The sequence below is a fragment of the Pseudoxanthomonas sp. SGNA-20 genome (assembly GCF_003931635.1).
GTDB lineage: Bacteria > Pseudomonadota > Gammaproteobacteria > Xanthomonadales > Xanthomonadaceae > Pseudoxanthomonas.
In genome coordinates this window covers 17,778-40,221 of the sequence record NZ_RRYK01000008.1, presented here as the reverse complement: position 1 = coordinate 40,221, position 22,444 = coordinate 17,778, and the positions used below count along the sequence as shown (strand labels likewise).

Genomic DNA, 22,444 nt, shown 5'->3' with positions numbered 1-22,444 from the left:
GCCGGGAGAGGGAGGCCTCAGCCGATGAGCTTGCCGAGCATGCGCAGGCCGCCGGTCCACACCCCGATCGCGGTGCCCAGGCTGGTGAGGAAGAAGTTGAGCAGGATGCGCGCCACCCGGTTGCGCCACCAGCCCTTGAGGGTCTGCACGTCGTCGCGCAGGGCCATGAAGTCGGCGTAGGTGGGCTTGCGCAGGGTCGCCTCGACGAAGGCACTGACCGTGCCGGAGGCCAGCGCCGGGTGCAGCGGGGTCAGCGGCGAGGCGACGAAGGCGGCGAGGATGCTCAGCGGGTGGCCGCCGGCGATGGCGCAGCCCAGCGCGCCGAGCAGGCCGGTGGCCAGCACCCATTGCAGCAGCAAGTCGGCGCCGACGTCGATGCCGCCCTGCCAGATGCCCCAGGCGAAGCCGCCCAGCAGGAAGGCGCCGATGATGGTCTCCATCCACGGGAACCCGGACTTCTCGCGCACCGCCTCCAGTTCGCCCATGACCCCGGCCGGTTCCTCCTGGTCCTCGGCCAGGTGCCGCGCCAGGCCGGGCAGGTGGCCGGCGCCGACCACCGCCAGCACGTGGGCGGCATCGCGCTCCTGGCGCAGGCGCGCGGCCATGTAGCGGTCGCGCTCGGCGATCACGGTCTCGTACAGCGCCGGGCTGTGGCTGGCGAACTCGCCGAAGCTGGCCTCCAGCATGTCGCCCTGCTTGAGCTTCTCGATCTCGTCGTCGCCGACTTCCTCGTCGCCGAACATCGCCACCAGGATGCCGGCCCCGGTCCGGGCGCGGCCCCACCAGCCCAGCCGCTGCATCGCGCGGCGGAAGGTCAGGCCGACCTCGCGGTCGATCAGCTTCACCGGCAGGCCGAGGGCGCGTGCGTCCTCCACGGCGGCCTTCAGTTCCGCGCCCGGCTCCACGTCCAGCTGTTCGGCCAGGCGCCGCTGGTAGGTGGACAGCGCCAGGTTGGCGGCGAACACGTGGGTCTTGCCGTCGCGGATCACCTGCACGATGTCCATCTTGGCCAGCAGGTCCGGGTCGGTCAGCGACTGCAGGCGGCCGGCGTCCAGCTCCACCGCGATCGCGTCGTAGCGGCCGCTGGCCACTGCCGCGCGCACCGCCTCGACGCTGGCGCGGGAGACGTGCGCGGTGCCCAGCAGGGTGTAGCGGACGCCGTCGCGCTCGACCACGCGCACGGGCTGGCCCGCCAGCGGATCGGCAGGAGCGGGCGCGGACTCGGGCAGGGATTGGATCGTGGTCATGGCGGGCTGGCGGTGGCCGGAAGGTGGGAGTCGCGGCAGGCGGGGCCGGCCCGTCAGTCGATGTAGCGCTTGAGCAGGTCGCCGTAGGCGTCGATCCGGCGGTCGCGCAGGAACGGCCAGATCCGGCGCACGTGCTCGCTGCGCTGCAGGTCGACCTCGCACACCAGCACGGTGGCGTCCTCGCCGGCCTGGGCCAGGAATTCGCCCTGCGGCCCCAGCACGTGGCTGTTGCCCCAGAACCGGATGCCCGAGGCGCCCAGCGGCGAGGGCTCGTGGCCGACGCGGTTGCAGGACAGCACCGGCAGGCCGTTGGCCACGGCATGGCCGCGGTGGCTGAGGATCCAGGCGTCGCGCTGGCGGTCCTTCTCGTCCTGGGCGTCGTCCGGGTCCCAGCCGATGGCGGTGGGGTAGAGCAGCAGCTCGGCGCCGGCCAGCGCCATCAGCCGCGCCGCTTCCGGGTACCACTGGTCCCAGCACACCAGCACGCCGAGGCGGCCGACCGAGGTGTCGATCGGCCGGAAGCCGATGTCGCCCGGGGTGAAGTAGAACTTCTCGTAGAAGCCCGGGTCGTCCGGGATGTGCATCTTGCGGTACTTGCCGGCCAGGCTGCCGTCCTTCTCCAGCACCACCGCGGTGTTGTGGTAGAGGCCGGCGGCGCGGCGCTCGAACAGCGAGCCGACGATGACCACGCCGTGCTTCTTCGCCAGCGCACCCAGGCGCTCGGTGCTGGGGCCGGGGATCGGCTCGGCCAGGTCGAACTCGCCCACCGACTCGTGCTGGCAGAAGTAGGCGCCGTTGTGCAGCTCCTGCAGCAGCACCAGCTGCGCGCCGAGCGCGGCGGCCTCGGCCACGCGCGCTTCGATCGCGGCCAGGTTGGCTTCGGCGTCGCCCTGGTTGCGTTCCTGGACCAGGGCGACGGTGAGGGTCTTGCGGCTCATGGGGAAGGCGTCGTCTTGCGTAGCGGAAAGGGATGGTAACCCGCGCCCCGCGCACGGGGCCTGAAGCCACGCACGCGGGGCAGGCATCGCGGCGGGCGCGAGGGGACCTGTTTAGTGGCCGAGGCCCGCCGGCAGCTGCATGCTGATGCAGTGCAGGCTGCCGTTCTGCCAGATCAGCGGGCGGCAGGGTACCTGCACGATCTCGCGGCCCGGGAAGGCCTGCGCCAGCACCGCGGCGGCGGCTTCGTCGGCCGGATCGCCGTAGGCCGGCATCAGCACCGCGCCATTGATGACCAGGAAGTTGGCGTAGGAGGCGGCCAGGCGGCGGCCCTCGTCGATCACCGGCGCCGCCCACGGCAGCGGGAACAGGCGGTACGGACGGCCGTCGGCGGTGCGCAGCGCGGCGATCTCGTCCGCCATCGCCTTCAGTTCGGCGTAGTGGCTATCGCCTTGGTCGTCGCAGGCCTGGAACACGATGGCGTCGCCGGGGGCGAAGCGGGCGAGGGTGTCGATATGGGCGTCGGTGTCGTCGCCCTCCAGGTAGCCGTGGTCGAGCCATAGCACCCGGTCCTGGGCCAGCCAGCCGGCCAGCTTCGCCGACAGCTCCTCGCGGCTGGCCTGCGGGTGGCGCTCGTGCAGGCAGCGCCAGGTGGTCAGCAGGGTGCCGGCGCCGTCGGTCTCGATGCCGCCGCCTTCCAGGGCGAAATCGATGCGCTGGTGCACGGCGTCGCCGAACAGGCCCTGGGCGGCCAGCGCCTGGACCAGGCGGTCGTCACGCCCGGCCTCGAACTTGCCGCCCCAGGCGGTGAAGCGGAAGTCCAGCACGCGGAAGCCGTCGCCCTCGCGCAGGGTGATCGGGCCGGAATCGCGCAGCCAGGTGTCGTCGTAGTCGAACGGGATGAAGCGCACCCGCTCCATGTCGATCCGGGCCGAGCGCAGCCGCGCCTCCGCATAGGTCTCCACGTCGTCGTCGGCCACGCAGATCCAGGCGTCCTGGAAGCGGGTGATCGCGACAACCAGGGCGATGTAGGTTTCCTCGACCTCGCCCAGGCGCTCGGCCCAGTCGGTGCCGGCGTGCGGCCAGGCGATCAGGATCGCGGACTGGGGTTCCCACTCCGCGGGGAAGCGCAGGTTCTCGGTCATTCGTTCGGGTCGTGCAGGCCCGGCACGGCCGGGCGGGGATGGGGGACGCAGCGGCGCTGCGGACGGTGCCGGCCGCGCGGCCGGCGCAGAAGGCGCGCCCCGCCGGAGCGGGGCGCGGGAGGATCAGCGGACCGGCGGCTTGGGACCGATCTCGTTCGGCGAGGCCTTGTGCGCGACCACGTCGATCACCCGGTCCTTCTCGAAGTAGACCACGTAGTCCGGGTAGACCCAGCGGTGGATCGCCGGCCACTGCTTCTTCTGGCCGCCGCGCGGGTCCAGCTTCTCCTGCGGCGCGCCGAAGCGGGCCTCGACCTCGGCCATGCTCAGGCCGCGTTCCGGCTTTGCCGCCAGCGGCTTGTCGACCCGCTCGATCAGCAGGGTATCCGCCTGCGCGGCGGCCGACAGGCCGGCCAGCGCGAGCAGGGACAGGACTTGGAAGCGGTGCTTCATCGTGGTGTCTCCCCGGACAGTGGTCCGCCTGGCCAGGGCGGCCGGCGGGTGCAGGGCCGATTGTAAGCAGAACGCGGGCGGCTGCGGCGCGTGTTTCCATGGGCCCGGAAACGCGAAAGGCCGCATCGCTGCGGCCTTCCCGTACAAGCCGGCGGCCGGGCGGCCGCCTGCCGGCTTCAGCGCTGGCGGGCCTTGAAGCGCGGGTTGGACTTGCAGATCACGAAGACCTTGCCGCGGCGGCGGACCACCTTGCAGTCGCGGTGACGGGCCTTCGCCGACTTCAGGGAGGACAGGACTTTCATGACACACCTCGGAGGACGACGGATTGGGAAGCCAGGGCCGATTGGCCGAGGCATGAAAATAAGCCCGTCATTCTACCCATGATTCCGGAGCCGGTTCAAGCAGTTGCAGCGAAAGCCCGGGGGCGGGGGCGGGCGCGGCTACAATTCCGCTCCCCCACAGCCCCGCGGAGCCGCCGATGTCCCAGCCAGTCCCCGTCCTCACCATCGATGGTCCTTCCGGGGCGGGCAAGGGCACGGTGAGCCGGATCGTGGCCGGCCGCCTGGGCTGGCACTACCTGGATTCGGGGGCGCTGTACCGGGCGGTGGGCGTGGCGGCCAGCTGGGCCGACCTGGACCTGGCGGACCCGTCGGCCCTGGTCCGCTGCACCTTCGACACCGCCATCGAGTTCCGCGACGGGCCGGAAGGGCTGCGGGTGCTGGTCAACGGCACCGACGCCACCTCCGAACTGCGGCTGGAGACCACCGGCGCGGTGGCCTCGGCGATCGCCGCCATCCCCGAGGTGCGCGAGGCGCTGAAGGAGCGCCAGCGCGCGTTCCGGCGCCCGCCGGGCCTGGTCGCGGACGGCCGCGACATGGGCACGGTGATCTTCCCGGATGCCACCGCCAAGGTGTTCCTGACCGCCAGCGCCGAGGAGCGCGCCCGTCGCCGCCATAACCAGTTGAAGGAAAAAGGGGTTTCGGTTACCTTTGACGGTCTGCTGCGGGAGATCCTCGCCCGCGACGCCCGCGACGCCCAGCGCACGGTCGCCCCGCTGAAGCCGGCCGAAGACGCCGTCCTCATCGACACGACCGGGCTTGGCATCGACGAGGTGGTGGAACGCGTGCTGGCCCTGGTGCCGAAGCACGCGGCCTGAGCGGCCACCCGGCCGCCGCGGAAACAGCAGAAACGGCGCATCCCGCGCCAGGTCCCGCCGCGGAACGCGGCGGGGGTCCATCAACCAACCACACAGGGCGCCGGTACGGGCCTGCTACAGGGGGACGGGGCGGCCATCGGGTGATGGGGCTCCGTCCGTGTGTTCAACCGAGTATTCACTAATGACCGAATCTTTTGCCGAGCTGTTCGAACAGAGCCAGGCCAACCTGGCGAAGCTGAAGCCGGGCGCCATCGTCACCGGTACCGTCGTGGACGTCCGCGGCGACGTGGTGGTGATCAACGCCGGACTGAAGTCCGAAGGCATCGTGCCGATCGAGCAGTTCCGTAACGAGAACGGCGAGATCGACGTTGGCGTGGGCGACCAGGTCAAGGTCGCGCTCGACTCGATCGAGAACGGCTTCGGCGAGACCGTGCTGTCGCGCGAGAAGGCCAAGCGCGCGATGGTGTGGGACGAGCTGGAAGAGGCGCTGGAGAAGAACGAGACCATCACCGGCCGCATCAGCGGCAAGGTCAAGGGTGGTTTCACCGTCGACATCAAGGACGTCCGCGCGTTCCTGCCGGGCTCGCTGGTCGACGTCCGTCCGGTGCGCGATCCGGCCTACCTGGAAGGCAAGGAGCTGGAGTTCAAGCTCATCAAGCTGGACCGCAAGCGCAACAACGTGGTCGTCTCCCGCCGCGCGGTGGTCGAGAGCGAGCACTCCGAGGAGCGCGAGCAGCTGCTGGAGAAGCTGGTCGAGGGCGCCAAGCTCAAGGGCGTGGTCAAGAACCTGACCGACTACGGCGCCTTCGTGGACCTGGGCGGCATCGACGGCCTGCTGCACATCACCGACATGGCGTGGAAGCGCGTGCGCCATCCGTCCGAGGTGGTCAACGTCGGCGACGAGCTGGAAGTGCGCGTGCTGAAGTTCGACCGCGAGCGCAACCGCGTCTCGCTGGGCCTGAAGCAGCTGGGCGAGGATCCGTGGGAGAACATCTCCCGCCGCTACCCGGCCAACAGCCGCGTGTTCGGCAAGGTCTCCAACGTCACCGACTACGGCGCGTTCGTCGAGATCGAGCCGGGCGTCGAGGGCCTGGTGCACGTGTCCGAGATGGACTGGACCAACAAGAACGTCAACCCGTCCAAGGTCGTGCAGGTCGGCGACGAGGTCGAGGTCATGGTCCTGGACGTGGACGAGGAGCGCCGCCGCATCTCGCTGGGCATGAAGCAGGTCGCCGCCAACCCGTGGGAGACCTTCGCCGCCATCCACAAGAAGGGCGACAAGGTCACCGGCCAGATCAAGTCCATCACCGACTTCGGCATCTTCATCGGCCTGGAAGGCGGCATCGACGGCCTGGTCCACCTGTCCGACATCAGCTGGAACACCACCGGCGAGGACGTGCTGCGCAACTTCAAGAAGGGTGACACCCTGGACGCCGTCGTCCTGGCCGTCGACCCGGAGCGCGAGCGCATCTCGCTGGGCCTGAAGCAGATGGAGCAGGATCCGTTCGGCCAGTACATGGCCGCGCACCCGAAGGGCTCCAAGGTCGAGGGCGTGGTGAAGGAAGTCGACGCCAAGGGCGCCGTGGTCGAGCTGGCCGACGGCATCGAGGGCTACGTCGCCGCGCGCGACATCGCCAACGAGCGCGTGGACGACGCCACCCAGTACCTGAAGGTCGGCGACAAGGTCGAGGCCAAGTTCGTGGGCATGGACCGCAAGGGCCGTACCCTGCAGCTGTCGATCAAGGCCAAGGACGAGGCCGAGACCGCCGAGGCCCTGGCCGAGTACAACAAGGCCGCCGCCGAGGCTGCCGCCGGCACCACCAGCCTGGGCGCGCTGCTGCGTGCGCAGCTGGGCAACAAGTCCGAGTAATACCCGCCAGCGTGAATGGCCCCGCGGCGACCCGGCGATCCCGGGTCGCCGCGGCGTATCCGCCCGCTTCCATAGTCCGAGATGACCAAGTCCGAACTGATCGAGATCCTGGCTCGCCGCCAGTCGCACCTGAAGGCCGAGGACGTCGACCTCGCCGTCAAGTCGCTGCTGGAGATGATGGCCGGTTCGCTGGCTTCGGGTGAGCGCATCGAGATCCGCGGTTTCGGGAGCTTCTCGCTGCACTACCGTCCGCCGCGCATCGGCCGCAACCCCAAGACCGGGGAGGCCGTGGCCCTGCCGGGCAAGTACGTGCCGCATTTCAAGGCCGGCAAGGAGCTGCGCGAGCGGGTGAGCGACGTCGTGCCCGCCCCGTCCGAGCCGCAGGACGCCTGACCGGCCGCGCCGCGCCGGCCCCGGTCGGCTAAGCTTGGGGGCGATCCGCGCACCGGAGCCTCCGCCCATGAACATCCTCCGCCTGCTGGTCCTGCTCGCCTTCGTCGCGATCGGGCTGGTGGTGGGATCGCTCAATTCGCAGCGCCTCCGCCTCGACTTCGGCCTGGCCGAGGTCTCCACCACATCGGGCATCGCCATCGTCGTCGCGCTGCTGGCCGGCGTGCTGCTGGGCGGCGGCCTGGTCGTGGCCAGCACCGTGCTGCCGCTGCACGCCCGCCTGCGCCGCCTCGAGCGGGCACGCAATGGCGCCAGTGCGCCGGCGGTCGATGGCCTCCACACACCGGCACCCCACCGGGAAGGCAACTAAGCAAATGGAATTCCTCAACGAGTGGTTCTGGTTCTTCCTGTTCCTGCCGCTTGCGGCGCTCACCGGCTGGGTGGTCGGCCGCAGGGGAGGGCAGCGCCACGGTGACACCCAGGTCAGCCGGCTTTCCGGCACCTACTTCCGCGGCCTGAACTACCTGCTCAACGAGCAGCCCGACAAGGCGATCGAGCTGTTCCTGCACATCGCCGAACTCGACAAGGAAACCTTCGAGACCCAGCTGGCCCTGGGCCACCTGTTCCGCCGCCGCGGCGAGGTCGACCGCGCCATCCGCCTGCACCAGGGCCTGGTCCAGCGCACCGACCTGTCCGACGCCCAGCGCGTGCAGGCGCTGCTGGCGCTGGGCGAGGACTACATGAAGTCCGGCCTGCTCGACCGCGCCGAAACCGTGTTCGCCGACCTGGCCCGCATCGACCAGCGCGCGCCGCAGGCGCTCAAGCACCTGATCGGCATCTACCAGGCCGAGCGCGACTGGGAGAAGGCGATCGACAACGCCATGCGCTTCGAGGAAGTGACCGGCGAGCCGATGGGCAAGCTGGTGGCGCAGTTCGAGTGCGAGCTGGCCGAGCGCCACCGCGCCAACGGCGACCTGGACGCCGCCCGCGCGGCGATCGCGCGCGCCTACCAGGCCGACGCCACATGCGTGCGCGCCGGCATCCTCGAGGGCCGCATCGAAGCCAGCGCGAACAACCCCGAGGGCGCGATCCGCGCCTTCGAGCGCGCCGCGCGCCACGACCCGGACTACCTGCCGGAGCTACTGCCGGGCCTGCTCACCGCCTACGCCCAGGTCGGCGACACCGCCGGCGCGCGCGCGTTCCTGGCCGAGATGAGCGAGCACTACCGCGGCATCGCCCCGGTGCTGGCCCTGACCCACCTGATCGAACAGCAGGAGGGCGCGGTGGCCGCGCGCGACTACCTGGGCCGCCAGCTCAAGGACCGCCCCTCGGTGCGCGGCGAGGCCGCCCTGATCGACCTGACCCTCGCGGTCGGCGCCGACAGCACCGCGACCCTGCACGACCTCAAGCACATCACCGACCAGCTGCTGGTGCGCAATCCCAGCTACCGCTGCACCCGCTGCGGCTTCGGTGCCCGCACCCACCACTGGCAGTGCCCGAGCTGCAAGGAGTGGGGCACGGTCAAGCCGCTGCTGAACTACGCCGTGGTATGAGCACGCCAGCGGTGCTGTGGACCAGCCTGGCGCTGGCCGCGGTGTCGGCCCTGGGCACCTGGCTCACCCTGCGCTACGCGCGCCGGCGCCTGCTCGACCTGCCGGGCGAGCGCCGCAGCCACACCGTGCCGACGCCGCGCGGCGGCGGCCTGGGCATCACCATCGCGCTGCTGGCCGGCACCGCGCTGGCGGTTGCCGGCGGCGTGCTGGCCCCGCTCCCGGCGCTGGCCTTCGCCGCCGGCCTGCTGCTGGTGGCCGGGATCGGCTGGATCGACGACCACCGCCCGCTGTCGCCGTGGTCGCGGCTGGCGGTGCAGTGCCTGGCCGGGCTGGTGCTGGCGGCCGGCCTGTACGCGGGGCAGGGCGACTGGCGCTGGGCGCTGCTGGCCTGTGCCGCGGTGCCGGTCCTGGTCAACGTCTGGAACTTCATGGACGGGATCGACGGCATCGCCACCAGCCAGGCGATGATCGCGCTGGCGACCTTCGCCTTCCTCGCGCCGCCGGTGGCCGCGCTGGCCTGGGGGGCGTTCGCCGCCTGCTGCGGCTTCCTGCCGTTCAACTATCCGCGGGCGCGGATCTTCCTGGGCGATGTCGGCTCAGGCACCCTCGGCTACCTGTTGGCGGCGATGGTGGCCTGGACCGCACCGGCGCTGGCCCGCGAGGGCGGGGCCCTGCAGCCGCTGTTCCTGCTGCTGCCGCTGTCGGCGTTCCTGGTCGATGCCTCGCTCACCCTGGGCCGGCGGGTCCTGCGCGGGGAGCGCTGGTGGCTCCCACATGTATCGCACCTGTACCAGCGTTGGGCCAAGCGTGCGGGCAGTCACGTTCGGGTTAGCCAGGGGTACGGTCTGTTCAGTCTGCTGGCAGGTTGGGTCGCGTATGGTGCCCACGCGTCTGGAACGGTTCGTCCGGCCGCCGTCGCGGGCACCTGGCTCGCATTGGCGGTCGTGCTGTGGCTGCTCCAGGGGAGGCGCATCCAGCACACCTGACAGGACCGTCGCATCCGCATGAACACTGGCCCAGCCTTGCCTGTTTCCCTGCCTCGTACGGCGATCGTCCTGCATGACCTCTTCATGGCCGCGGTGTGCTGGCAGGGGCTGCACGTGCTGCGTTACGCGGCCCGCTCCGAGAGCTACGACTGGACCCTGCTGACGCCCACCCTGGCCATCGTCCTGGCCGCCCAGGGCCTGGTGTTCTGGCGGGTGGGCCTGTACCGCGGCGTGTGGCGCTTCGCCAGCGTCCCGGACATCTGGAACATCATCAAGGCCGCCGGCCTGGGCACCATCGCCATCGTGCTGTGCCTGGCGGTCTACAACCGGCTCGAGGCCCTGCCGCGCGCGGTGCTGATGCTGTACCCGCTGGCGCTGGCCGCCATGCTGGGCCTGCCGCGGCTGCTCTACCGCGTGTGGAAGGACTACCACCTGTCGCGCGGCACGGCCAACCAGCAGCGGGTGCTGATCCTCGGCGCCGGGCAGGCGGCCGAAGCCCTGGTCCGCGACTTGCGCCGCTCCGGCACCTACCAGCCGGTCGGCTTCCTGGACGATGCCCCCCACCTGCAGGGCTCGCAGCTGCACGGCATGCCGGTCCTCGGCCGCCTCGAGGACGCGCCCACCGTGGCCCGCGAGGTCGGCGCCGGCATGCTGGTCATCGCCATCCCCTCGCTGGACGCGGCCGGCATGCAGCGCGTGCTGGGCATCTGCGAGCACAGCGGCCTGCCGTTCCGCACCGTGCCGCGCCTGACCGACGTGCTCGAGGGCAAGGCCATGCCCGGCGAGCTCAAGGAAGTGGCGATCGAGGACCTGCTCAACCGCAAGCCGGTCACCCCGGACTGGGCCATGATCCGCGGCTGGCTGGACGGCCGCACCGTGATGGTGACCGGCGCCGGCGGCTCGATCGGTTCGGAACTGTGCCGGCAGTGCGCGCGCCATGGCGCCCGGCGCATCGTCCTGCTGGAGATCTCCGAGCTGGCCCTGCTGACCATCCATGCCGAGCTGGCGCGGGCCTTCCCCGACGTCGAGGTCGAGGCGGTGCTGGGCGACTGCGGCGATCCGGCCGTCACCCGCCACGCGCTGGAGCGCTCCAGCCCCGATGCCGTGTTCCACGCCGCCGCCTACAAGCAGGTCCCGCTGCTGGAGTCGCAGCTGCGCGAGGCGGTGCGCAACAACGTGCTGGCCACCCATACCGTCGCCGAGCTGTGCCGCGAGTACAAGGTGGGCACTTTCGTGCTGATCTCCACCGACAAGGCGGTCGACCCGGCCAACGTGCTGGGCGCCTCCAAGCGCATCGCCGAGATGATCGCCCAGTCGCTGGACGAGCGGGTCGAGGGCACCCGCTACGTGACCGTACGCTTCGGCAACGTGCTGGATTCGGCCGGCAGCGTGGTGCCGCTGTTCCGCGAGCAGATCCGCCGCGGCGGCCCGGTGACCGTGACCGACCCGGAGGTCACCCGCTACTTCATGACCATCCCCGAGGCCTGCCAGCTGATCATGCAGGCCGCCGCCTCGGGCTCGCACGCGGCCATCTACACCCTGGACATGGGCGAGCCGGTGCCGATCCGGCTGCTGGCCGAGCAGATGATCCGCCTGGCCGGCAAGCAGCCGGGGCGGGACATCGCCATCGTCTACACCGGCCTGCGCCCGGGCGAGAAGCTGCACGAGACCCTGTTCTACGCGGACGAGCACTACCGTCCCACCGCCCATCCGAAGATCCTGGAGGCCAGCGCCCGGGAGTGCCCCGCCGACCTGCTGCTGCAGGAAATCGAGCATATGCGGACGGCCGTCACACGTTATGATGAGAACGGCCTGCGGCAGGCGCTGGGCGTGCTCATCCCCGGATTTGCGCCCCTGCCTGTCGCGGGTAACAAGGAGAACACCGCTACGGTGGTCCCGTTCCCCCCGCGAGAGGCAGTAAGGACACGATGACCAACAAACGGATACGCAAGGCAGTCTTTCCGGTCGCCGGGCTTGGCACCCGGTTCCTCCCCGCCACCAAGACCGTCCCCAAGGAGATGCTGCCAATCATCGACCGGCCGCTGATCCAGTACGCGGTGGACGAGGCGATCGAAGCAGGTTGCGACACCCTGGTGTTCGTCACCAACCGCTACAAGCACTCGATCGCCGACTATTTCGACAAGCACTACGAGCTGGAGCAGAAGCTCGAGCAGGGCGGCAAGCTCGAACAGCTCGAACTGGTCAGCAAGCCCCTGCCGGACCATGTCCGGGTGGTGTTCGTGACCCAGAAGGAAGCCCTGGGCCTGGGCCACGCCGTGCTCTGCGCCAAGGACGTGGTCGGTGACGAGCCGTTCGCGGTGCTGTTGCCCGACGACCTGATGTGGAACCGCGGCGACGGCGCGCTCAAGCAGATGGCCGACCTGGCCGAGCGCACCGGTGGCGGCGTGATCGCGGTGGAGGAAGTGCCGCGGGAGAAGACCTCCAGCTACGGCATCGTCGCCACCCGCGGCTTCGAGGGCCGCAGCGGCCGGATCGAGGCCATGGTCGAGAAGCCCAAGCCGGAGGACGCGCCCAGCAACCTGGCCGTGGTCGGGCGCTACATCCTGCCGGGCAGCATCTTCCAGACCCTGGAGACCACCGGCCGCGGCGCCGGCGGCGAGATCCAGCTGACCGACGCGATCGCCTCGACGATCAAGGCCGGGGGCCACATCGACGCCTACCACTTCGAGGGGCGGCGCTTCGACTGCGGCGCGCACATCGGCCTGATCGAGGCCACCGTGCACTTCGCGCTGGAGCACCCCAAGCACGGCGCGGCGGCCCGCCAGGCCATGCTCGCCGCGCTCGAGGAAAAGCGCGGCTGATCCATCCGGCGAAGCTGCAATGAAAACGGCGCCCGAGGGCGCCGTTTTCATGTCCGCGGAGGGCGAGGGCTCAGAGTGCCTCGAAGATGCCCGCCGCGCCCATGCCGGTGCCGATGCACATGGTGACCATGCCGTACTTCTGCTGGCGGCGGCGCAGGCCGTGCACCAGGGTGGCGGTACGGATGGCGCCGGTGGCGCCCAGCGGGTGGCCCAGGGCGATCGCGCCGCCCAGCGGATTGACCTTGGACGGATCCAGGCCGCAATCGCGGATCACCGCCAGCGACTGCGCGGCGAAGGCCTCGTTGAGCTCGATCCAGTCCAGCTGGTCCTGGGTCAGGCCGGCCTGCTTGAGCGCCTTGGGGATCGCGGCGATCGGACCGATGCCCATCACTTCCGGGCGCACGCCGGCGACCGAGAAGCTGACGAAGCGGGCGAGGGGAGTCAGGCCGTATTCCTTGATCGCCTTCTCCGAGGCCAGCAACACCGCGCCGGCGCCGTCGCTCATCTGCGAGGAGTTGCCGGCGGTGACGCTGCCGCCGAACTGGCCGTTGCGGAACACCGGGCGCAGCTTGGCCAGGCCCTCGATCGAGGTATCCGGGCGCGGGCCCTCGTCGGTGTCGACCAGGCGCTTCTTCAGCGCGATCGCATTGCCGGCCAGGTCGGGCAGGTGCGAGACGACCTCGTAGGGCGAGATCTCGTCGCGGAACTCGCCGGCGGCGATCGCGGCCAGCGCCTTCTGGTGCGAGGCGAGGGCGAAGGCGTCCTGGTCCTCGCGCGAGATCTTCCACTCCTCGGCGACCTTCTCGGCGGTGATGCCCATGCCGTAGGCGATGGCCACGTTCTCGTCGCGGGCGAACACCTGCGGGCTCAGCGCGACCTTGTTGCCCATCATCGGCACCATCGACATCGACTCGGTGCCGCCGGCCAGCATCAGGTCGGCGTTGCCCAGGCGGATCTGGTCCGCGGCCAGGGCCACGGCCTGCAGGCCGGAGGAGCAGAAGCGGTTGATGGTCTGGGCGGCGATGGTGTTCGGCAGGCCGGCCAGCAGCAGGCCGATGCGGGCCACGTTCATGCCCTGCTCGCCCTCCGGCATGGCGCAGCCGATGATGGCGTCGTCGATGCGGCTGGTGTCGATGCCCGGGGCCTGCGCGACCACGGCCTTGAGCACGTGGGCCAGCATCTCGTCCGGCCGGGTGTTGCGGAACACGCCCTTCGGCGCCTTGCCCACCGGGGTGCGGGTGGCGGCGACGATGTAGGCGTCCTGGATCTGCTTGGTCATGGCTTTCTCCGAAAGCCGGGATTCGGGATTCGTGATTCGTGAGTCGCCAAAAGCAAACTCCGGATCGAACTCCTCACGCCGGCATCAATGGTTTTCCTGGGTGGGGATGCGCTCTTGCGAATCCCCAATCCCGAATCACGAATCTCAGTTCCTGAGCGGCTTGCCCGTCTTGAGCATGTGGCCGATGCGGGCCTGGGTCTTTTCCTGCTGGGCCAGCTCGACGAAGTGCTTGCGCTCCAGGTTGAGCAGCCAGGCCTCGTCGACCAGGCTGCCGCGGTCGACTTCGCCGCCGCACACCACGGTGGCGATGCGGGTGGCGATCTCGTTGTCGTACTCGCTGATGAAGCGGCCCTCGAGCATGTTGACCAGCAGCATGCGGAAGGTGGCGATGCCGACGTCGCCGGCGACCTGGATGCGGCGCTCCGGCAGCGGCGGGCGGTAGCCGCCCTCGGCCAGGTTGCGCGCCTCGGCCTTGGCCACGTGCAGCAGCTCGTGGGCGTTGAACACGATCCGGTCGGTCGGGCGCAGCAGGCCCAGCTCCTTGGCCTCCACGGCGGAGGTCGAGACCTTGGCCATGGCCACCGTCTCGAAGGTCTTCTTCAGCTCGGCGAACACGTCGCCGCCGGCCGCCGCGCGCGAGGCGCGCACCGCCAGCTCCTTGAGGCCGCCGCCGGCCGGCAGCAGGCCCACGCCGGCCTCGACCAGGCCGATGTAGCTCTCCAGGTGGGCCACGGTGCGGGCGCTGTGCATCTGGAACTCGCAGCCGCCGCCCAGGGCCAGGCCGCGCACCGCCGCGACCACCGGCACCAGCGCGTACTTGATGCGCTGGCTGGTGCGCTGGAAGTTGGCGACCAGGGCGTCGAACTCGTCGACCTTGCCGGCCTGCAGCAGGCCCAGCGCACCGGCCAGGTCGGCGCCGGCGGAGAAGGGCTCCTTCTGCTGCCAGATCACCAGGCCCTGGAAGTCGCGCTCGGCGATGCAGATCGCTTCCTGCAGGCCGTTGAGCACATGGTCGGACACGGTGTTCATCTTGGTCTTGAACGAGACCACGGCGATGCCGTCGCCGTCGTGCCACATGCGCACGCCGTCGTTCTCGTAGACCGTGGTGCCCTGGTCGAACTTCTCGCCCAGCAGCGGATCGGGGAAGCGCTGGCGCTGGTAGACCGGCAGCGACGAGCGCGGCACCAGGGTGTTGGTCGCCGGGCTGTAGCTGCCCTCGGCGGCGTGCACGCCCTCGCGGCCGTCGAGCACCCACGCCGGCAGCGGGGCGTCGCTCATGGCCTTGCCGGCGGCGATGTCCTCGGCGATCCACTGCGCCACCTGCTTCCAGCCGGCGGCCTGCCAGGTCTCGAACGGGCCCAGCGACCAGCCGTAGCCCCAGCGGATGGCCAGGTCGACGTCGCGCGCGGTGTCGGCGATGTCGGCCAGGTGGTAGGCGCTGTAGTGGAACAGGTCGCGGAACGCGGCCCACAGGAACTGCGCCTGCGGGTGCTGGCTCTCGCGCAGCTTCGCGAACTTCTCGGCCGGGTTCTTGATCTTGAGGATCCCGACCACCTCGTCGGCGGCCTTGCGGTCGGCGGCGCGGTAGTCCTGCTTCTCCAGGTCCAGGACCATGATGTCCTTGCCGACCTTGCGGAAGATGCCGGCGCCGGCCTTCTGGCCCAGGGCGCCCTTGGCGATCAGTGCCTGCAGCCAGTCGGGCGACTGGAAGTACTTGTGCCACGGATCCTGCGGCAGGGTGTCGGCCATGGTCTTGATGACGTGGGCCATGGTGTCCAGGCCGACCACGTCGGAGGTGCGGTAGGTGGCCGACTTCGGGCGGCCGACCAGCGGGCCGGTGATGGCGTCGACCTCGTCGAAGCCCAGGCCGAACTGGCGGGTGTGGTGGATCACCGACAGGATCGAGAACACGCCGATGCGGTTGCCGATGAAGTTCGGGGTGTCCTTGGCGTAGACCACGCCCTTGCCAAGGTTGGTGGTCAGGAAGGTCTCCAGGCCCTCCAGCACCGCCTTGTCGGTGGTGTCGGCCGGGATCAGCTCGGCCAGGTGCATATAGCGCGGCGGGTTGAAGAAGTGCACGCCGCAGAAGCGGTGGCGCAGCTGCTCCGGCAGCACCGCGGCCAGGGCGTTGATGCCCAGGCCGGAGGTGTTGGAGGCCAGCACCGCGTGCTCGCCCACGAACGGCGCGATCCTCCTGTACAGGTCCTGCTTCCAGTCCATCCGCTCGGCGATGGCCTCGATGATCAGGTCGCAGTCGCGCAGCTGCTCCAGGCCGGTGTCGTAGTTGGCCGGGGTGATGGCCGCCGCCAGCGACTTGCTGGCCAGCGGGGCCGGGCTGAGCTTGGCGAGGTTGCCGATGGCCTTGAGCACGATGCCGTCGGCCGGGCCCTCCTTGGCGGGCAGGTCGAACAGCACGGTGTCCACGCCCGCGTTGGTCAGGTGGGCCGCGATCTGCGCGCCCATGACGCCGGCGCCCAGCACCGCAGCGCGGCGTACAAGCAGTTTCTTAGACATTTCTTGCAACCTCTTGATATTGAACGGTTACTTTGCTTCCGCCTGCAGTCCTGCGGCGGCAAATCGGATGAGTTCCCGGGCGGCCCGGCTCCGGTGGGCCGCCTCGCTGGCGCTGGCGGGGCGCTTGATCAGGCCGAATTCCGACATCGCGTAGGTCAGCGCCCCGGCCAGGAAGTCCAGGCGCCAGTACAGGGTTTCCTTGTCCAGGCCGGGCAGCACCGCGGCCAGCGCCTTGCCGAACTCGCGCAGCACATGGCCGTAGTGGTCCGACAGGAACCGGCGCAGGCTCTCGTTGTGCTCGGCGTAGGCGCGGGCGATCAGGCGCACGAAGGCGGCACCGCCGTTGCGATCCTGGGCCAGGGCCAGTGCCGGGTCGATGAAGGCCGCCAGGATCGGCTCCAGCTGGCCGGGGTGGTCGCGCAGCGCGGCCTCCAGCTGCTGCAGGCGCTGGGCGGTCATCACGTCCATGCGCCGCCGGAACACCTCGTTGATCAGGTTTTCCTTGGAGCCGAAGTGGTAGTTCACCGCGGCGATGTTGACCGCGGCCTGGCTGGTGACCTGGCGCAGCGAGGTCCCGGCGAAGCCGTGCTGGGCGAACAGCTCTTCCGCCGCGGCCAGGATCCGTTCCTTGGTGGAGAAGTGCGCGGGCTTGCCCATGGCTCCGGACTAAATCAAACGATTGTTTAATCCTAGGCCCGGGCCGGCGACGGGTCATTTTGCGCTGCAGCATCCCGGTGCCTGCAAAGCCGGCCGGCGGATGCTAGAATCCGTCAACGCTACCCAAGCTAAGCCCGCGCCACGCCGCGGGTTTTTCCTTCAGGCCTGGTTCCGCCGGGCCGGTCCCGTTCCCTCAACTCCAAAGAAGAAGAATCCAATGGCGCTGGAGCGCACCCTTTCGATCGTCAAGCCCGATGCCGTCGCCAAGAACGTGATCGGCGAGATCTACACCCGTTTCGAGAAGGCCGGCCTGAAGATCGTCGCCGCCAAGTACAAGCAGCTGACCCGCCGCGAGGCCGAGGGCTTCTACGCCGTGCACCGCGAGCGTCCGTTCTTCAACGCCCTGGTCGAGTTCATGACCTCCGGCCCGGTGATGATCCAGGTGCTGGAAGGCGAGAACGCCGTGGCCAAGCACCGCGAGATCCTGGGTGCCACCAACCCGAAGGAAGCCGCGCCGGGCACCATCCGCGCCGACTTCGCCGAATCCATCGACGCCAACGCCGCCCACGGCTCGGACTCGGTGGAGAACGCCAACATCGAGATCGCGTACTTCTTCGCGGCCACGGAAGTGGTCTCGCGCTGAGCGCATCCAGCACAGGTCGAAGCACGTGTCCGCATTGCAGCCGATTCCCAGCGTGACCACCACCGGCGACCCGGTCGCCGCGCCCGTGGCCGCGCGCCAGAACCTGCTGGAGCTGGACCGTGCGGGCCTGGAGCGCTTCTTCGAGGAAGTCCTCGGCGAGAAGCGCTACCGCGCCCACCAGGTGATGAAGTGGATCCACCACCGCTACGTCACCGACTTCGACCAGATGACCGACCTCGGCAAGGCGCTGCGCGCCAAGCTGCACGCGCATGCCGAGGTCGTCGTCCCCAACATCGTGTTCGACAAGCCCTCCGCCGACGGCACCCACAAGTGGCTGCTGGCGATGGGCGACGATGGCCGCAACGCCATCGAGACCGTGTTCATCCCGGACAAGGGCCGCGGCACCCTGTGCGTGTCCTCGCAGGTGGGCTGCGGCCTCAACTGCACCTTCTGCTCGACCGCCACCCAGGGCTTCAACCGCAACCTGACCACGGCCGAGATCATCGGCCAGGTCTGGATCGCCGCCCGCCACCTGGGCAACGTGCCGCACCAGCAGCGCAAGCTCACCAACGTGGTGATGATGGGCATGGGCGAGCCGCTGATGAACTTCGACAACGTCGTGCGCGCCATGAGCGTGATGCGCGACGACCTGGGCTACGGCCTGGCCAACAAGCGCGTGACCCTGTCGACCTCCGGCCTGGTGCCGATGATCGACCGCCTGTCGGTGGAGAGCGACGTGTCGCTGGCGGTTTCGCTGCACGCACCCAACGACGAGCTGCGCGAGCAGCTGGTCCCGCTCAACAGGAAGTACCCGATCGCCGAGCTGATGGCCGCCTGCGCTCGCTACCTGCGCGCCAACCGCCGCCGCGAGTCGATCACCTTCGAATACACCCTGATGAAGGGGGTCAACGACCAGCCCGAGCACGCCCGCCAGCTGGCGCGGCTGATGCGCCAGTTCGACAACGCGGTGCAGGCGCGCGATTCGGGCAAGGTCAACCTGATCCCGTTCAACCCGTTCCCGGGGACCCGCTACGAGCGCCCGGACGAGTCGGCGATCCGCGCCTTCCAGAAGATCCTGCTCGATTCGCAGGTGCTGACCATGGTCCGCCGCACCCGTGGCGACGACATCGACGCCGCCTGCGGGCAGCTCAAGGGCCAGGTCATGGACCGGACGCGCCGGCAGGCCGAGTTCCGGCGCAGCCTGGGCCGGGAAGGGCAGGCGCCGCGGGCCGGAGGCCATGCGGCGGCCTGATCGGCTCCTGTTCCTGCTCTGTGGCGCCCTGCTCGTGGCAGGCTGCGCCCGCCCCGCGACGGTCAAATCGCCCAAGATCCGCGGTACCGAACGGGTCGCCCCGGTCTACCGGCTGGAGGACGGCGAGGCGACCAAGCGCCGCGTCCAGGTCCGCGACGCCATCGGCCTGGCGACCCAGCGCCTGACCGCCGGCGACCTGGCCGAAGCCGAGAAGCTGGCGCGCAAGGCCCTGCGCCTGGATCCGTCGGCAGTGGACGCCTACACCGTGCTGGGCGCAGTCGAGTCCAGGCGCGGCAACCTGGAGGCCGCTGGCACGCATTACCGCAAGGCCGCCGAACTGGCGCCGGGCAACGGCGACGTGCTCAACAACTACGGCGCCTGGCTGTGCGCCAACGGCTATCCGGCCGAGGCCCTGGTGTGGCTGGACCGGGCCATGGCGGTGACCGCCGCCGGCTCGCGCGCCTCGGCCCTGGCCAATGCCGGCAGCTGCGCCCTGCGCAGCGGCCAGCTCGAGCGCGCCGAGCAGGACCTGCGCAAGGCGCTGGAGCTGGATCCGGTGCACCCGGCGGCGCTGGCGCAGATGGCCGTGCTCTCGTTCGAGCAGGGCCGGCTGTTGCAGGCGCGGGCCTTCGCCGAGCGCCGGCTGGCGGCTGCGCCCGCCGATGCATCCGTGCTACAACTCGCGGTCAGGATTGAACAGGGGCTTGGCGACAGGGTGGCCGCCAGCCGGTATCAACAGCGGCTACGGGCGGAGTTCCCGGAAGCCGTCACTGACAAAACCGGGGAAGATCCACAGTGATCCATGACAACGCGAACGTCGGGGGAGACGCTCGGGGTTGCGGGGAGCTGCTTCGCGAGGCGCGCGAGGCGGCCGGGTTGGAACTGCGCGAGGTCGCTACGCGGCTGCGCATGCCGGTACACGTGGTCGAGGCACTGGAGCAGGGGCGCTGGGAAGTCATCGGCGCGCCGGTGTTCGTGCGCGGCCAGCTGCGCAGCTACGCGCGGCTGCTGGGCGTGGACCTGGAGCCGCTGCTGCAGGTCCAGGTCGCCCCGCCGGCGCCCGTGGAGCTGGTCAGCCACGTGCATACCCCGCGCCTGCAACGGTTGATGGAGAACGTCGGCCGCCGCGCGGTGTACGTGGTCATCACCGCCGCCATCGCGGTGCCGGTGTGGCTGGCGACCCGTTCGCACTTCGCCGGGCAGCTGCCGACGACCGCTTCGCTGGACGTGCTGCCGGCGGAGGTCGCCGATGCCCCGGCCACGACGGCCCCGGAAGCGCCGCCGGTGCAGGCGCCGCGCGCCAGGCCGCAGGCCCAGGCCGGCGAAGCCGGGCCGTACGTGGCCTCGCTGGCGCCGCCGGTGCGGCAGCAGGCACCGGCGCCGGCGCCGGCTCTGGAGCTGAGCTTCGAGGGCGACAGCTGGATCGAGGTCACCGGCCCCGACGGCCGCGTGATCGAGCAGCGCCTGGCGCGCCAGGGCGAGACGCGCAGCTTCCAGCCGGGCGAGGTCGCCGGCGTGGTGCTGGGCAACGCGGCGGCGGTACGCGTTCAGCAGGCCGGCAGTATCGTGGACCTGTCGCCCTTCAGGAGGGCGAACGTGGCCCGCTTTGCGGTATCCTCTGACGGATCCGTCAAGCCCGCGCAGTAAAGCGGTCCGCGGGCCTTTCCAACAAGAACAAGAACACGTCCCCGTGCGCGCCGCACGGGGCAGGACACTGCATGGCAATCGACGACCTTCTGGACGAGCACGAACAGGGCGAACGCGTCCGCGCCTGGCTGCGCAAGAACCTGCCGGGCATCCTCGCCGGCCTCATCGTCGGCATCGCCGCGATCTGGGGCCTGCGCCAGTGGCAGGAACGCGGCCTGGCCCGGCAGCAGGAGGCGCACGCGGCCTACAGCCAGGCGATCGCCCGGCTGCAGGCCGGCGAGGAAGACGCCGGCGCGGCCCTGGCCGGACAGGAAGGCCTGTACGCCAGCCTCGGCGCGCTGCAGCTGGCCAAGGCCCAGGTCGAGGCCGGCAAGCCCGAGGACGCCATCGCCACCCTGCGCGGGATCAAGGCCGACCCGGCGCTGCAACCGGTGGTCCGGCAGCGCCTGGCGCAGCTGCTGGTTGCCACCGGCAAGCCGCAGGAAGCGCTGGATGTGCTGGGCGAGGACGCCGATGCCGTGGCCTTGGAACTGCGCGGCGACGCGCTGGTGGCCGCCGGCAAGGCGGAGCAGGCGCGTGCCGAGTACCAGCGCGCCCTGGCCGGGCTGGACGCGGAGGCGCCGGCGCGCCGGCGCGTGGAACTGAAGCTGCAGGAAGCCGGTGGCCAGCTGCCGGAGACGGCGGGGTCGATCTGATGGAGCGCACCGACATGATCAAGCGCATGGCGGCCGTGGCCGTCCTGGTCTCGCTGCTGGCGGGTTGCAGCTCGTTCAAGAGCATGTTTGCCGGCAAGAACGCCGAGGCCAAGAAGGCCGCCGAGCCGGCCGAGCTGGTGAAGTTCAAGCCCACCATCAAGCCGCGCAAGGCCTGGTCGGTGGACCTGGGCGACGGCGAGCGCCGGATCGGCGCGCGCCAGGGGCCGGCGGTGGCCGATGGCCGCGTCTACGCCGCCGCGGCCGAGGGCCGGGTGCTGGCGCTGGACCTGCAGACCGGCAAGCGGGTGTGGGAATTCAAGGCCGCCAAGGACGAGAAGCTGCGCCTGACCGGCGGTCCCGGCGCCGGCAACGGCCTGGTCGTGGTCGGCGGCCTGGACGGCGCGGTGATCGCGCTGGACGCCCAGGACGGCAGCGAGCGCTGGCGCGCCAAGGTGCGCAGCGAGATCATCGCCGCCCCGACCGTGTCCCAGGGCCTGGTCCTGGTGCGCAGCAACGACGGCCGCATCACCGCCTTCGACGCCGCCAGCGGCGAGCAGCGCTGGTACGCCGAGCGCGAACTGCCGAGCCTGACCGTGCGTGGCAACGCCTCGCTGACGCCGGCCCCGGGCCTGCTGTTCGCCGGCAACGACGACGGCACCCTGACCGCGCTGGCCCTGCGCGACGGCCGCCTGCTGTGGGAACAGGCCGTGGGCCTGCCCGAAGGCCGCACCGAACTGGAACGCATGGCCGACGTCGACGCGCCGATCGTGATCGACGGCACCATGCTGTACGCCAGCAGCTACCGCAACCGCACCGTGGCCATCGACGGTCCCAGTGGCCGCCCGATGTGGCAGAGCGACCACGGCGGCCCCGGCGCGATCGGCGTGGCGCCCTCGGCGATCCTGGTTTCCAGCGCCGCCGGCACCGTCTACGCCCTGGACAAGTCCAACGGCGTGGCCCTGTGGTCGCAGCCGGCGCTGGCGCGCCGCTCGCTGACCGGCCCGGCGGTGCAGGGCGACTATGCGGTGGTCGGCGACTATGCCGGCTACGTGCACTGGCTGCGCCTGGACAACGGCGAGATGGCCGCGCGCGAGCGCGTCGGCCGCAAGAAGGCGATCAAGGCCGCGCCGGTGGTGGCCGACGGACTGCTGCTGGTGCAGGACGTCAAGGGAGGCCTGACCGCCTTCCGCCTCGACTGACCG

General features: G+C 70.5%; 22 protein-coding genes. 14 read left to right on the top strand and 8 right to left on the bottom strand.

The features are described 5' to 3' along the window. Positions 1-17: 17 nt before the first annotated feature. The 5 genes from EIM48_RS12810 to ykgO all read right to left on the bottom strand — a co-directional run bounded on the left by EIM48_RS12810 (position 18) and on the right by ykgO (position 4,080). Complete coding sequence (locus tag EIM48_RS12810; protein WP_125076782.1) at positions 18-1,247, bottom strand: TraB/GumN family protein; 1,230 nt, start codon at positions 1,245-1,247, stop codon at positions 18-20. A gap of 53 nt (positions 1,248-1,300) precedes the next feature. Beyond that, on the bottom strand, positions 1,301-2,185 hold the full coding sequence (locus tag EIM48_RS12805) for a carbon-nitrogen hydrolase (RefSeq protein WP_125076781.1): 885 nt from the start codon (positions 2,183-2,185) through the stop codon (positions 1,301-1,303). A gap of 111 nt (positions 2,186-2,296) precedes the next feature. Further along, entirely contained in the window at positions 2,297-3,328 is a 1,032-nt protein-coding gene (locus tag EIM48_RS12800; protein ID WP_125111818.1) for an agmatine deiminase family protein, read from the bottom strand. Positions 3,329-3,451: 123 nt separating this feature from the next. Continuing rightward, on the bottom strand, positions 3,452-3,778 hold the full coding sequence (locus tag EIM48_RS12795; protein ID WP_019399968.1) for a hypothetical protein: 327 nt from the start codon (positions 3,776-3,778) through the stop codon (positions 3,452-3,454). 176 nt (positions 3,779-3,954) lie between these two features. Next, positions 3,955-4,080 (bottom strand): type B 50S ribosomal protein L36, encoded by a 126-nt coding sequence (gene ykgO / locus EIM48_RS12790; RefSeq protein ID WP_010342887.1) that lies wholly within the window; start codon positions 4,078-4,080, stop codon positions 3,955-3,957. Positions 4,081-4,256: 176 nt separating this feature from the next. Between ykgO and cmk the strand changes: the two genes are divergently transcribed. The 8 genes from cmk to galU all read left to right on the top strand — a co-directional run bounded on the left by cmk (position 4,257) and on the right by galU (position 12,555). Beyond that, positions 4,257-4,934, top strand: a complete 678-nt coding sequence (gene cmk / locus EIM48_RS12785; protein ID WP_125111817.1) for a (d)CMP kinase — start codon at positions 4,257-4,259, stop codon at positions 4,932-4,934. Between the two features lie 181 nt (positions 4,935-5,115). Then, positions 5,116-6,804, top strand: a complete 1,689-nt coding sequence (rpsA, locus tag EIM48_RS12780; protein WP_019399533.1) for a 30S ribosomal protein S1 — start codon at positions 5,116-5,118, stop codon at positions 6,802-6,804. An 81-nt stretch (positions 6,805-6,885) separates the two neighbouring features. Next, positions 6,886-7,197: an integration host factor subunit beta gene (locus EIM48_RS12775; RefSeq protein WP_019399404.1), complete on the top strand. Its 312-nt coding sequence runs from the start codon at positions 6,886-6,888 to the stop codon at positions 7,195-7,197. A gap of 67 nt (positions 7,198-7,264) precedes the next feature. After that, a complete protein-coding gene (locus EIM48_RS12770; RefSeq protein ID WP_019399403.1) occupies positions 7,265-7,564 on the top strand; it encodes a lipopolysaccharide assembly protein LapA domain-containing protein in 300 nt (99 codons plus the stop codon). Between the two features lie 4 nt (positions 7,565-7,568). After that, positions 7,569-8,747 carry a lipopolysaccharide assembly protein LapB gene (lapB, locus tag EIM48_RS12765; protein WP_019399402.1) on the top strand — a complete coding sequence of 393 codons (1,179 nt, stop codon included), beginning with the start codon at positions 7,569-7,571 and terminating at the stop codon, positions 8,745-8,747. Next, positions 8,744-9,733 carry a glycosyltransferase family 4 protein gene (locus EIM48_RS12760; protein ID WP_019399401.1) on the top strand — a complete coding sequence of 330 codons (990 nt, stop codon included), beginning with the start codon at positions 8,744-8,746 and terminating at the stop codon, positions 9,731-9,733. The genes lapB and EIM48_RS12760 overlap by 4 nt, the downstream gene beginning before the upstream one ends. A gap of 18 nt (positions 9,734-9,751) precedes the next feature. Next, positions 9,752-11,665 carry a nucleoside-diphosphate sugar epimerase/dehydratase gene (locus tag EIM48_RS12755; RefSeq protein ID WP_028914960.1) on the top strand — a complete coding sequence of 638 codons (1,914 nt, stop codon included), beginning with the start codon at positions 9,752-9,754 and terminating at the stop codon, positions 11,663-11,665. Continuing rightward, entirely contained in the window at positions 11,662-12,555 is an 894-nt protein-coding gene (gene galU, locus EIM48_RS12750; RefSeq protein ID WP_125109389.1) for a UTP--glucose-1-phosphate uridylyltransferase GalU, read from the top strand. The genes EIM48_RS12755 and galU overlap by 4 nt, the downstream gene beginning before the upstream one ends. A 70-nt stretch (positions 12,556-12,625) precedes the next feature. Here the strand turns inward: galU and EIM48_RS12745 are convergent, their stop codons facing one another. From EIM48_RS12745 to EIM48_RS12735, 3 genes are all read right to left on the bottom strand, one after another. Next, positions 12,626-13,834 carry an acetyl-CoA C-acyltransferase gene (locus EIM48_RS12745; protein ID WP_125076777.1) on the bottom strand — a complete coding sequence of 403 codons (1,209 nt, stop codon included), beginning with the start codon at positions 13,832-13,834 and terminating at the stop codon, positions 12,626-12,628. Between the two features lie 144 nt (positions 13,835-13,978). Continuing rightward, a complete protein-coding gene (locus tag EIM48_RS12740) occupies positions 13,979-16,348 on the bottom strand; it encodes a 3-hydroxyacyl-CoA dehydrogenase/enoyl-CoA hydratase family protein (protein WP_028914962.1) in 2,370 nt (789 codons plus the stop codon). 27 nt (positions 16,349-16,375) lie between these two features. Next, entirely contained in the window at positions 16,376-17,005 is a 630-nt protein-coding gene (locus tag EIM48_RS12735) for a TetR family transcriptional regulator (protein WP_125076775.1), read from the bottom strand. A gap of 217 nt (positions 17,006-17,222) precedes the next feature. On the opposite strand from EIM48_RS12735, the gene ndk reads away from it, so the two are divergent. The 6 genes from ndk to bamB all read left to right on the top strand — a co-directional run bounded on the left by ndk (position 17,223) and on the right by bamB (position 22,441). Then, the gene (ndk, locus tag EIM48_RS12730) at positions 17,223-17,648 is read left to right on the top strand and encodes a nucleoside-diphosphate kinase (protein ID WP_019399395.1); all 426 of its coding nucleotides are present in this window, start codon (positions 17,223-17,225) and stop codon (positions 17,646-17,648) included. A gap of 34 nt (positions 17,649-17,682) precedes the next feature. Next, positions 17,683-18,900, top strand: coding sequence for a 23S rRNA (adenine(2503)-C(2))-methyltransferase RlmN (rlmN, locus tag EIM48_RS12725; protein ID WP_037034662.1), 1,218 nt, complete (start codon positions 17,683-17,685; stop codon positions 18,898-18,900). After that, the gene (gene pilW / locus EIM48_RS12720; RefSeq protein WP_051403673.1) at positions 18,887-19,699 is read left to right on the top strand and encodes a type IV pilus biogenesis/stability protein PilW; all 813 of its coding nucleotides are present in this window, start codon (positions 18,887-18,889) and stop codon (positions 19,697-19,699) included. The genes rlmN and pilW overlap by 14 nt, the downstream gene beginning before the upstream one ends. Continuing rightward, complete coding sequence (locus EIM48_RS12715) at positions 19,696-20,547, top strand: helix-turn-helix domain-containing protein (protein ID WP_026010685.1); 852 nt, start codon at positions 19,696-19,698, stop codon at positions 20,545-20,547. The genes pilW and EIM48_RS12715 overlap by 4 nt, the downstream gene beginning before the upstream one ends. Positions 20,548-20,618: 71 nt before the next feature. Next, a complete protein-coding gene (locus tag EIM48_RS12710) occupies positions 20,619-21,242 on the top strand; it encodes a tetratricopeptide repeat protein (RefSeq protein WP_019399391.1) in 624 nt (207 codons plus the stop codon). Further along, complete coding sequence (gene bamB, locus EIM48_RS12705) at positions 21,242-22,441, top strand: outer membrane protein assembly factor BamB (protein WP_019399390.1); 1,200 nt, start codon at positions 21,242-21,244, stop codon at positions 22,439-22,441. The genes EIM48_RS12710 and bamB overlap by 1 nt, the downstream gene beginning before the upstream one ends. Positions 22,442-22,444 lie beyond the last annotated feature (3 nt).

Excerpts from the sequence above, each read along its gene's own strand:
- EIM48_RS12810 (WP_125076782.1), bottom strand. The coding sequence starts at position 1,247 with ATGACCACGATCCAATCCCTGCCCGAGTCCGCGCCCGCTCCTGCCGAT.
- EIM48_RS12805 (WP_125076781.1), bottom strand. The coding sequence starts at position 2,185 with ATGAGCCGCAAGACCCTCACCGTCGCCCTGGTCCAGGAACGCAACCAG.
- EIM48_RS12800 (WP_125111818.1), bottom strand. The coding sequence starts at position 3,328 with ATGACCGAGAACCTGCGCTTCCCCGCGGAGTGGGAACCCCAGTCCGCG.
- EIM48_RS12795 (WP_019399968.1), bottom strand. The coding sequence starts at position 3,778 with ATGAAGCACCGCTTCCAAGTCCTGTCCCTGCTCGCGCTGGCCGGCCTG.
- ykgO (WP_010342887.1), bottom strand. The coding sequence starts at position 4,080 with ATGAAAGTCCTGTCCTCCCTGAAGTCGGCGAAGGCCCGTCACCGCGAC.
- cmk (WP_125111817.1), top strand. The coding sequence starts at position 4,257 with ATGTCCCAGCCAGTCCCCGTCCTCACCATCGATGGTCCTTCCGGGGCG.
- rpsA (WP_019399533.1), top strand. The coding sequence starts at position 5,116 with ATGACCGAATCTTTTGCCGAGCTGTTCGAACAGAGCCAGGCCAACCTG.
- EIM48_RS12775 (WP_019399404.1), top strand. The coding sequence starts at position 6,886 with ATGACCAAGTCCGAACTGATCGAGATCCTGGCTCGCCGCCAGTCGCAC.
- EIM48_RS12770 (WP_019399403.1), top strand. The coding sequence starts at position 7,265 with ATGAACATCCTCCGCCTGCTGGTCCTGCTCGCCTTCGTCGCGATCGGG.
- lapB (WP_019399402.1), top strand. The coding sequence starts at position 7,569 with ATGGAATTCCTCAACGAGTGGTTCTGGTTCTTCCTGTTCCTGCCGCTT.
- EIM48_RS12760 (WP_019399401.1), top strand. The coding sequence starts at position 8,744 with ATGAGCACGCCAGCGGTGCTGTGGACCAGCCTGGCGCTGGCCGCGGTG.
- EIM48_RS12755 (WP_028914960.1), top strand. The coding sequence starts at position 9,752 with ATGAACACTGGCCCAGCCTTGCCTGTTTCCCTGCCTCGTACGGCGATC.
- galU (WP_125109389.1), top strand. The coding sequence starts at position 11,662 with ATGACCAACAAACGGATACGCAAGGCAGTCTTTCCGGTCGCCGGGCTT.
- EIM48_RS12745 (WP_125076777.1), bottom strand. The coding sequence starts at position 13,834 with ATGACCAAGCAGATCCAGGACGCCTACATCGTCGCCGCCACCCGCACC.
- EIM48_RS12740 (WP_028914962.1), bottom strand. The coding sequence starts at position 16,348 with ATGTCTAAGAAACTGCTTGTACGCCGCGCTGCGGTGCTGGGCGCCGGC.
- EIM48_RS12735 (WP_125076775.1), bottom strand. The coding sequence starts at position 17,005 with ATGGGCAAGCCCGCGCACTTCTCCACCAAGGAACGGATCCTGGCCGCG.
- ndk (WP_019399395.1), top strand. The coding sequence starts at position 17,223 with ATGGCGCTGGAGCGCACCCTTTCGATCGTCAAGCCCGATGCCGTCGCC.
- pilW (WP_051403673.1), top strand. The coding sequence starts at position 18,887 with ATGCGGCGGCCTGATCGGCTCCTGTTCCTGCTCTGTGGCGCCCTGCTC.
- EIM48_RS12710 (WP_019399391.1), top strand. The coding sequence starts at position 20,619 with ATGGCAATCGACGACCTTCTGGACGAGCACGAACAGGGCGAACGCGTC.
- bamB (WP_019399390.1), top strand. The coding sequence starts at position 21,242 with ATGGAGCGCACCGACATGATCAAGCGCATGGCGGCCGTGGCCGTCCTG.